Source organism: Enterobacter sp. HG048, from assembly GCF_024702055.1.
In the GTDB taxonomy this organism is placed as follows: domain Bacteria; phylum Pseudomonadota; class Gammaproteobacteria; order Enterobacterales; family Enterobacteriaceae; genus Enterobacter; species Enterobacter dykesii.
The window spans coordinates 39,432-47,418 of sequence record NZ_JANLIZ010000024.1 but is presented as its reverse complement, the minus strand read 5'-3'; the positions used below and the strand labels follow the sequence as shown (position 1 = coordinate 47,418).

The following is a 7,987-nucleotide window of genomic DNA, read 5'->3' as shown; positions in this document are numbered from 1 at the left end:
GCCCAGGGCGTGAATGCCACCACGGTAAATGCGGCGCTGGAAGGGTTTGTCCGCGCCGCAGCCTGCGAACTGCCGCGCGGGATCCGCATCAACCTGATTAGCCCGACGGTCCTCACCGAATCCGTCGAAACGTACGATGGCTTCTTCCCGGGCTTTGAGAGCGTTCCCGCCGCGACCGTGGCGCAGGCCTATCGCCGCAGCGTGGAAGGCGTACAGAGCGGGCGCGTGTATAAGGTGGGTTACTGAGCCTTACGGGCGGCGATCAGCACCAGCATCGGGCGTTCTGCCTCTTCGGCCAATGCAGGCCAGGCGTCAATCTGCGCCTGCGCTGGCCCCCACTCGTTGACGTCGCTTATCGTTAATCCTGCCCCGATCAGCGCGTTAAGCGTGGTGCCGAGCGTGCGGTGGTATTTCACCACCCGGTCCGCCAGCCAGTTGCTGACGCGTTTGCCTTCATCCTGATAATGGTTTACGCCCCAGAACCGCTCGCCGTTATCGTCGGTCAGCCAGCCCTGACGGGTGGCGCAGGTGTATATCGGGTGCTCCATGGAAAAGACCAGGCTGCCGCCGGGCCTGAGCGCGCGCTGAACCCTGGCGAATAACGTGTCCAGTTCCGGCAGGTAGTGCAGCGCCAGCGAGCTGTAGACCAGATCGAGGCTGTTCTCGTTGAGCTTAAGAGATTCCAGATCGCTACGCTGATAGTGAATCTGTGGGTAAGCGGTAAGCTCCGCTGCGCGGGCAAGCATCTTTTCTGAGATATCGACCCCCGTGACGTCAGCAGCGCCCAGCTCGCGGGCTGCGCGGCAGAACCAGCCGTAGCCGCAGCCGAGATCGACAACCGATTTGCCGGTTAAATCCGGCAGCATGGCCTTAAGCGCGGGCCACTCCGGCGCGCCGTCCAGACCCTGCACCGAGCGTGGAAGCTGGGCGTAGCCTTCAAAAAACGCCGGATTGTCGTAGATGTTTTGTGCCATGGCAGATCCCTCTTTAAGAATGTGACTTCCAGTATAAAGCATTGTCTGCGGCCTGATGCCTTCATCCCCCTCTCCCACAGGGAGAGGGGGAAATGTACGTCAACCCACCGAGCCCCAGACAAGGTTGCCCTTATGGAACGTCGCGGTGCGCGGTGAAATGCGCGCCACGGCCTCGGCGGAGCAGGAGGCATCCACCAGCACAAAGCTGGCGTCGTCCTGCGCTTTCGGCCACACGCGTTCGCCTTTGTCGTTCAGCGGCAGCACGTCGCCGGTGGCGATACCGAGCGCGCGGGAGAGCGTCTGCTCGTTCGGGCGGATATAGAGCTGGGCGTAGAGATTCGCTTTTTCCAGCATGTCCCCCAGACCGTACGGCGACCAGTGGTCGATGACGCTGTCGGTTCCCGTCATAACGAACACGCCCTTCTCGCGCAGCTGCTTCAGCGGCATATGCAGGGTGCCAATCGGCACGGTGGAAGCGATGGTCACCTGCTGCGCCGCCATGCGGGTGGCGATCTCATCCACCTGCTGCTCGTTGAGCGTCGCCAGCGCGAAGGCGTGGCTGATGGTCAGCTTGCCCTTCAGCTCCGGCGTTTTCTCCACGGTTTCCACCATGTAGTTCACCGCCGCCACGCCCGCCGGGCTGGTTTCGTGCAGGTGAATGTCCACCCCTTTGCCGTAGTCCAGCGCAATCTGGAACATGGTGTCGAGGGATTTCTCCATCGCGCCGTCGACGTTGGTTGGATCCAGCCCGCCCACGTAGTGCGCCCCGGCCTGCATCGCCTCGCGCATCAGCTTTTCGGAGTTCGACAGCAGCAGCCCGTGCTGCGGAAAAGCGACGATTTCGCAGTCAAAGCCGGGCTTACGGCGCGATAAAACCGCCTGCAGGTTTTCCAGATTCTTCAGGCCGGAAACCGGCTCGATATTGCAGTGGCTGCGGGCGATGGTGGAGCCTTTCGACTGGATCAGATCGATCAGCTTTTCCGCACGCTCCTGGGTGTAGGGCTGCAGCTCCGGCAGCAGCTTCTGCTCGAGGCGGATCATATCCTGAATCGTCGTGCCCGCCGGGCGGTTCAGGGAGCGCCACGGACCGCCATAAAAGGTTTTATCCAGATGAATGTGCATGTCGCGCATCGCCGGGAGCATCAGCTTGCCGCCCGCATCGTAGTGCGGCAGCGTGGCGTCGGCGTGGCGCTTGTTGTCGCGCAGGGCGACGATCTTCCCGTCGTTAATCTCCAGCGTTTTCAGCTCGGTGCGGGTGCTCGTCGCCACGCCGCCGTCGACGTTGAACCCGGCCTCCAGCAGCACGTTGTCCAGATAGTAATGTTTCGCGGTGATGCTCATCGGTTTGCCCGTCTCGCAGGTTGGCTTCGCGGAGTCAGCAGCATACGCGACGGATCCGGTGGCGCCAAACAGCGCGCAGGCGGTAACCATTTTGCCGCTCTGGCTAATAAATTCGCGGCGGCTTTTGTTTTCACTCATCTTATCTTCCTTCATTAACAATATGGGTGCCGGTTTCCCCGCGCAGCGCCGCGGGCAGGCAGTCCGGCGAGGTGATGATCACGCGCCTGCCGCCGTGGTGTAAAAATTCCAGCGAGGCGACGATTTTGGGCAGCATGCTGCCCGCCGGGAAGTGGCCCTCTTCCCTGTAGCGCGTCATCTGCGCCACGCTGACGGTGTCCAGCGCCTGCTGGTTCGGCTTGCCGAAGTTGATGCACACCTTCTCCACGCCGGTGGTGATCACCAGCACGTCGGCACCGATCTCCCGCGCCAGCAGCGCGGTGGAGAGATCTTTATCAATCACCGCATCGACGCTCTGGTAGTCGCCCTGCTCGCTGCGAATCACGGGGATTCCGCCGCCGCCCGCGCCGATCACCACAAAGCCTTTTTGTGTCAGAGCCTTGATGGCATCCGCCTCGACGATCCGCAGCGGCTGGGGTGAAGCCACCACGCGACGGTAACCACGGCCTGAATCCTCGACAAAATGCCAGTCCGGGTGCGTGCGCTGCAGCTCGTCGCGCTGCGCCTCGGTGAAGAACGCACCGATCGGTTTGGTAGGGTGAGTAAAGCCCGGATCGTTTTTATCCACCTCCACCTGTGTGACGACCGTGACCGCCTTTTGCTCCCCGCGCGCGGCCAGGCGATTGTTGAGCGCCTGCTGGATCAGGTAGCCAATCCCCCCCTGCGTGTCCGCCACGCAGTTTGCCAGCGGCGTCAGCGGCAGCCCTTCCCGCTCGTGGGCGATTTCGGCGCGGCGCAGATCCAGCCCCACCTGGGGGCCGTTACCGTGGGTGAGCACGATGTCATAGTCGGAGGCCAGCATTTCGAGCACCGACTCTGCCACCGCTTTAACCGCCTGCGCCTGATGTTCAACCGACTGGCTGGCGTTGTCTTTGATAATGCTGTTGCCGCCGATGGCGACGACCATAAGCTCTTTCATTTTGTGTCCTTTAGAAGGTGCGTTCTGGTGCCCTCACCCCGGCCCTCTCCCACAGGGAGAGGGGGAGTGACAGAGATATCCAGCACATGCTTCACCACAAACATGCCGCTCATCATCAGATACGCGGTGACGAACATCAGCGAACTGCCCTCGGCAAATCCCACCACCGGAGCGTGGATCACGCCAAACAGCGCCAGCAGTGCACCACCCGCAGCGGCGACAGCCCCGCGCAGCGGCTTGTTGATGATGGCGAAGATGGCGATACAGCCCCACAGCATGCTGGCGAGCGGCGCGCCGCTGCCGAGATGCACCAGGCCTTCGTAGTAAATTCCTTTGCTGTGCAGCACGTCGGTGCCGATCTTCGCCGCGCTGGTGCCCGCCGCCCCCATCACGCTGTTCATCATCGTCAGCGCCCAGTTGGCGATCCACGGGAACAGGCAGATGAAGATCACCGGTACCTCCACCTTCGGCGTCTCCCTTACCACCTGGTTGGCGGTGACCACGCCGATAAACACCAGAATCGGCACGATGGCGGTCATTGGAATGATGGCGAGCATAAACGCCCCCAGTCCGAACAGCGGCACGATGAACATGGTCACGCCGGAGGCCAGCGTGTAGCCGATGCTCGCCCCCATCGCTTTCCAGCCAGGGTGGCCGACGTAGACCGTCACCGGGAAGGGGTTCCCCATCAGGCAGCCGAGCATCGACGCCAGGCCGTTCGCCAGCATGACTTTACGCGTCGGGTATTCATCCCCCGCCGCGTGGGCGCTTTCGATGTTCTCCAGGTCAAAGATGTAGTTCGCCAGCCCCAGCGGCACGGCAGAGGCAAGATACGGCAACGCGTGCGGCAGGCCCTGCATAAAGCTGTCCACGTGCACTTCCGGCGGGTTAAAGCCGAAGGATGACATAGACGCTTTAATCGCTTCCGGGCTTTGCAGACCGGAGATCCACGCCAGTGCCGTACCGGCAATCAGCAGCAGCAGACCGGTCGGGATACGGGCGAAAATCGGCTTTTTACCGAACCAGTTGATGAAGATCAGCAGCAATACGATAAACGACACGGTCGGCGCTTCGAACGCCTGAAGCATCGGGTTCATCGCCAGCAGCAGCAGGCCCAAACCGGAGAGGCACGACAGCAGCACGGTACGCGGGATCATCTTGCGGATGGTTTCACCGAGGAACGAACCGCCCGCGAGGATCATCGCCTCCACGAAGCACCACACCAGGCCAATCTGGATCGCGAAGTCCGCATCGCCGGTTTGCTGATAAACCGGCATCAGGACCAGGAAGGTCACGGTAAAAATCGACGGCGCGCTCGGGCCGGACGGTAGCGCGGTCACGTCCGTTCGTCCGGTGGCGCGCGCCATCTGCATGCCGAACCAGGCGTAGCAAATACTCGCCACCAGCACCGCCAGCCCGAAGGCTGGCGCGATGCGTCCATAAACAATCTCCTTCGGGATGCCGACGACAAAAATGAGCAGCCCCATCATGGTCAGCAAATTGGTCAGGTTGTTGGTCATCAACCCGAAATATGCCGCCCAGTCACCTCTTTTCCACTCCAGCTTCATGTTTTTCATGGATGCATGCCTTATAAAAAGTAGCGATCGCGGAAGGTCAACAGCGCCTTTTCAAAACAGCTAAACGGCGGGTGAACGATGCCCGCCCCAATCATGCCGATGCCCGCGTCTTTATGGGCAATGGCGGTGTTAATCACCGGCAGAATGCCGCTGCAGGCGACTTTGGTGATATCGATAGCGGTCGGAATGCCCATAAACGAGAGCAGCGGAATGGTGACGTTCGGGTTTTCGCCGAGGGTGATTTCGCGCATCTGACGGGAGAAGTCGATGGCTTCCTCCACCGTTCCGCCCACCAGCGCAACGATTGCCGGAGCCGTCGCCATCGCAAAGCCGCCGATGCCGTAGGTTTCGGTGATGGCGCTATCGCCGATGTCCAGCCCTGAATCTTCCGGCTTATAGCCCGCGAACATCGGGCCAATCACCTGCTGCGCCGGGCCGGTGAACCACTGCCCCGGCAGGCCGGAAACGCGCAGGCCGAACTCGTAGCCGTTACGCGCCATGGTGGTGACGACGGTGCTGTACTCAATGCCGTGAGCGGCGTCCAGCGCGGCTTTACACATCGCCATCCACGTCGGGCCGGAGAAGTAGTCGCTGCTGGCGACAAATTCGAACACCTCGCGCTGTTGCTCCACCGGATAACCCGCCTGGATCAGCCCCGGCGTCAGCGCCTGAATAAGAAGCGTGGTGCCCGCGTTGTTGCGGTTATGGCACTCGTCGCCCATGTGCAGCGCCTGGGCCAGCATCAGGCGCAGGTCGATTTCGCCGACGATCTTCATCGCCTCGCGCAGCATCGGGCCGAGCACGTCGCGCATCCAGTTCAGGCGGTCGATCACGCTCTGGTCGTTGGCGCCCATGCGCAGGATCTTCGCCATCTGCTCGCTGAGGTTGGTGAACGCGCGGTTGCCGTAGGTTTTGTTCTCCACGATGTGCATAAACATCGACGCGGAGGTGACGCCCGCCATCGAGCCCACGCAGTCGTGCTCGTGGCACGGTGAGAAGGTAATGTCTCCGGAGGCAGCGAGCCGTGCCGCATCGTCCAGATCGTTCGCCAGCCCTTCAAACACCAGCGCCCCGGTGACCGCCCCCTTCATCGCCCCGCACATGTTCTCCCAGGCGACAGGCGGACCGGCGTGCAGAATGGTGGTGCGGGTCATGCCCGGCACCACGTTAATGGCCTGGTCATAGCCCACCAACACCGGATGAGACTGAATAATGCGCTCAAGGGCGATGCGGTTAGCGGCGGCGATTTTCTCCACCAGCGGTTTTTCCGCCAGCCGATCGAGCGCTTCAACGACCTGCATATTGCCCCGTCCCGGCGGCGTCCAGTCGAGCTGGGTCACGGGAACGTGCTGTTTTTTGAGATCGTCGCTGAACATCGCAATGCCGACGTTAATCACGTTCAGCGGCTGGTTGAATAAGGTCGTCATTATGCTTTCTCCCCTTTGCAGACAAATTCGCGTGCCAGTAATCCGGTGTTGGTGCTGCTGCTGGCCCAGATGACGCCTGCGTCGGTCAGCAGCTGGCACTGCTGCGCCAGCGACTGCGGATCCTGGTCGGTGCCGAGCACGTAGCCGAGGATCTCCAGCGGACGGTTATCGGCCTTCGCGATGGCCTGCGCCTCTTTGATAGCGTCGATCATCACCCCGACCGGATCCTCGTGCGCGCCAAAGCCCAGCACGAAGTCCATCACAATTACCCCGACTTCCGGGTCGCGGGCTTCCTGCAGCAGGCGGCTGATGCGGTTGGTCGGGTCGATCATCGGGTGCGGCTTGCCGTTGGTGAAGTCGTCGTCGCCAAAATCGAGGAAGGTGTGGGCTTTACTGACGCTGATGTCGCTCAGGCGCTTAGCCGGATCCGGCTGGATGTTGCTGTAGACGTCGTCGAATTTCGCAAGCGCCGCGAACATCGCCTCGTCGCACAGGGTACCGCCGCAGAACAGGCCGCGAATGTACTTCTGCTGCGGGGTCAGGCGGGCGCGCACCTCTTCAATCAACGGCCAGTTGAGAGGATGCAGATCGAGGGACTCTTTTTTGATGCCGGTGAGCAGGACCGCCTTCAGGGCCGCCTCTTTCGTGCCGCGTGCAAACTGCAGGCCGTCTTCATCGGCGGGCGGTTCGCTGCGGCCGAGGAAACATGCGATCACGGGCTTGCGGCAGGCGCGTGCTCGGGCCAGCACTTTCTCCGCCACCGCAGGGGCCGGCGGCTTGGAGATCAGCGCAATCACCTGGGTCGCGTCGTCCGCTTCCAGCATGTCGATGGCGTCGAGCATCATCAGGCCGCCGATTTTCTCGCTAAGATCGCGACCGCCGGTGCCGATCAGCTGCGACACGCCGCCACCGAATTCGTGAATGCGCACGCTCAGCTCCTGACTGCCGGTGCCGGAGGCGCCGACGATGCCAATCGCTCCGCGGCGCACCGCGTTGGCAAAGCACAATCCCGCGCCGTTGATAATGGCGGTACCGCAGTCCGGCCCCATCATCAGTAGCCCTTTCTGGTGCGCCAGCTGCTTCAGTGCCAGCTCGTCGTCGAGCGAAACGTTGTCGGAGAACAGCATCACGTTAAGATCGTTTTCCAGCGCCTGGCGCGCTTCGCGGGCAGCGAAGGTGCCGTTGACGGAAATCACCGCGAGGTTGCTCTCCGGGCGATGAGTTTTGGCGCTGGCAATCGTGGCGTAGCGCGCTTCATGGGTGCCGCCGCTCTCTTTACGCGTGAACAGCGCTTCGATGGCCGCCAGCGTTTCATCATTCGCCGCGTCGCCTTTAATCACGATCATCAGGTCGCCGTTTTTGGCTTCCGCTAATTCCGGCGTTAATAGCCCGAGGTTTTTTAATACGCCTTTGTTCATTTCCGTCGCCATCGCGACAAACGCCTGCTCGACGCCCGGTAATTTATTGGCTTTGGTGGAAACGGACATTAATGAGACGGAGTCAAAATAGGTGTTCTTTTTTATGACGATTTTTGTGGGCATTATTTTCTCCTGAATGCGGATAAAAGGTGGC

6 protein-coding genes and 1 pseudogene are annotated in these 7,987 nt (G+C 61.5%); 1 reads left to right on the top strand and 6 read right to left on the bottom strand.

Annotated features, from left to right (window positions below):
- Positions 1 to 246: pseudogene (locus NUX24_RS20680) on the top strand (short chain dehydrogenase); the annotation flags it as partial.
- Here NUX24_RS20680 and NUX24_RS20675 read toward each other — a convergent pair.
- The 6 genes from NUX24_RS20675 to fdrA all read right to left on the bottom strand — a co-directional run bounded on the left by NUX24_RS20675 (position 240) and on the right by fdrA (position 7,956).
- Entirely contained in the window at positions 240 to 974 is a 735-nt protein-coding gene (locus NUX24_RS20675) for a bifunctional 2-polyprenyl-6-hydroxyphenol methylase/3-demethylubiquinol 3-O-methyltransferase UbiG (protein ID WP_257833825.1), read from the bottom strand. The pseudogene NUX24_RS20680 and the gene NUX24_RS20675 sit on opposite strands and share 7 nt — an antisense overlap.
- Positions 975 to 1,073: 99 nt before the next feature.
- Positions 1,074 to 2,453, bottom strand: coding sequence for an amidohydrolase family protein (locus NUX24_RS20670; protein WP_257833824.1), 1,380 nt, complete (start codon positions 2,451 to 2,453; stop codon positions 1,074 to 1,076).
- A gap of 1 nt (position 2,454) precedes the next feature.
- Complete coding sequence (locus NUX24_RS20665; protein ID WP_257833822.1) at positions 2,455 to 3,411, bottom strand: carbamate kinase family protein; 957 nt, start codon at positions 3,409 to 3,411, stop codon at positions 2,455 to 2,457.
- Positions 3,408 to 4,988 (bottom strand): xanthine permease, encoded by a 1,581-nt coding sequence (locus NUX24_RS20660; protein ID WP_257833820.1) that lies wholly within the window; start codon positions 4,986 to 4,988, stop codon positions 3,408 to 3,410. The genes NUX24_RS20665 and NUX24_RS20660 overlap by 4 nt, the downstream gene beginning before the upstream one ends.
- Positions 4,989 to 4,999: 11 nt before the next feature.
- Positions 5,000 to 6,415, bottom strand: coding sequence for a DUF1116 domain-containing protein (locus NUX24_RS20655; protein WP_257833818.1), 1,416 nt, complete (start codon positions 6,413 to 6,415; stop codon positions 5,000 to 5,002).
- Positions 6,415 to 7,956, bottom strand: a complete 1,542-nt coding sequence (gene fdrA / locus NUX24_RS20650; protein WP_047650319.1) for an acyl-CoA synthetase FdrA — start codon at positions 7,954 to 7,956, stop codon at positions 6,415 to 6,417. The genes NUX24_RS20655 and fdrA overlap by 1 nt, the downstream gene beginning before the upstream one ends.
- Between the last annotated feature and the right edge of the window lie 31 nt (positions 7,957 to 7,987).

Excerpts from the sequence above, each read along its gene's own strand:
- NUX24_RS20675 (WP_257833825.1), bottom strand. The coding sequence starts at position 974 with ATGGCACAAAACATCTACGACAATCCGGCGTTTTTTGAAGGCTACGCC.
- NUX24_RS20670 (WP_257833824.1), bottom strand. The coding sequence starts at position 2,453 with ATGAGTGAAAACAAAAGCCGCCGCGAATTTATTAGCCAGAGCGGCAAA.
- NUX24_RS20665 (WP_257833822.1), bottom strand. The coding sequence starts at position 3,411 with ATGAAAGAGCTTATGGTCGTCGCCATCGGCGGCAACAGCATTATCAAA.
- NUX24_RS20660 (WP_257833820.1), bottom strand. The coding sequence starts at position 4,988 with ATGAAAAACATGAAGCTGGAGTGGAAAAGAGGTGACTGGGCGGCATAT.
- NUX24_RS20655 (WP_257833818.1), bottom strand. The coding sequence starts at position 6,415 with ATGACGACCTTATTCAACCAGCCGCTGAACGTGATTAACGTCGGCATT.
- fdrA (WP_047650319.1), bottom strand. The coding sequence starts at position 7,956 with ATGCCCACAAAAATCGTCATAAAAAAGAACACCTATTTTGACTCCGTC.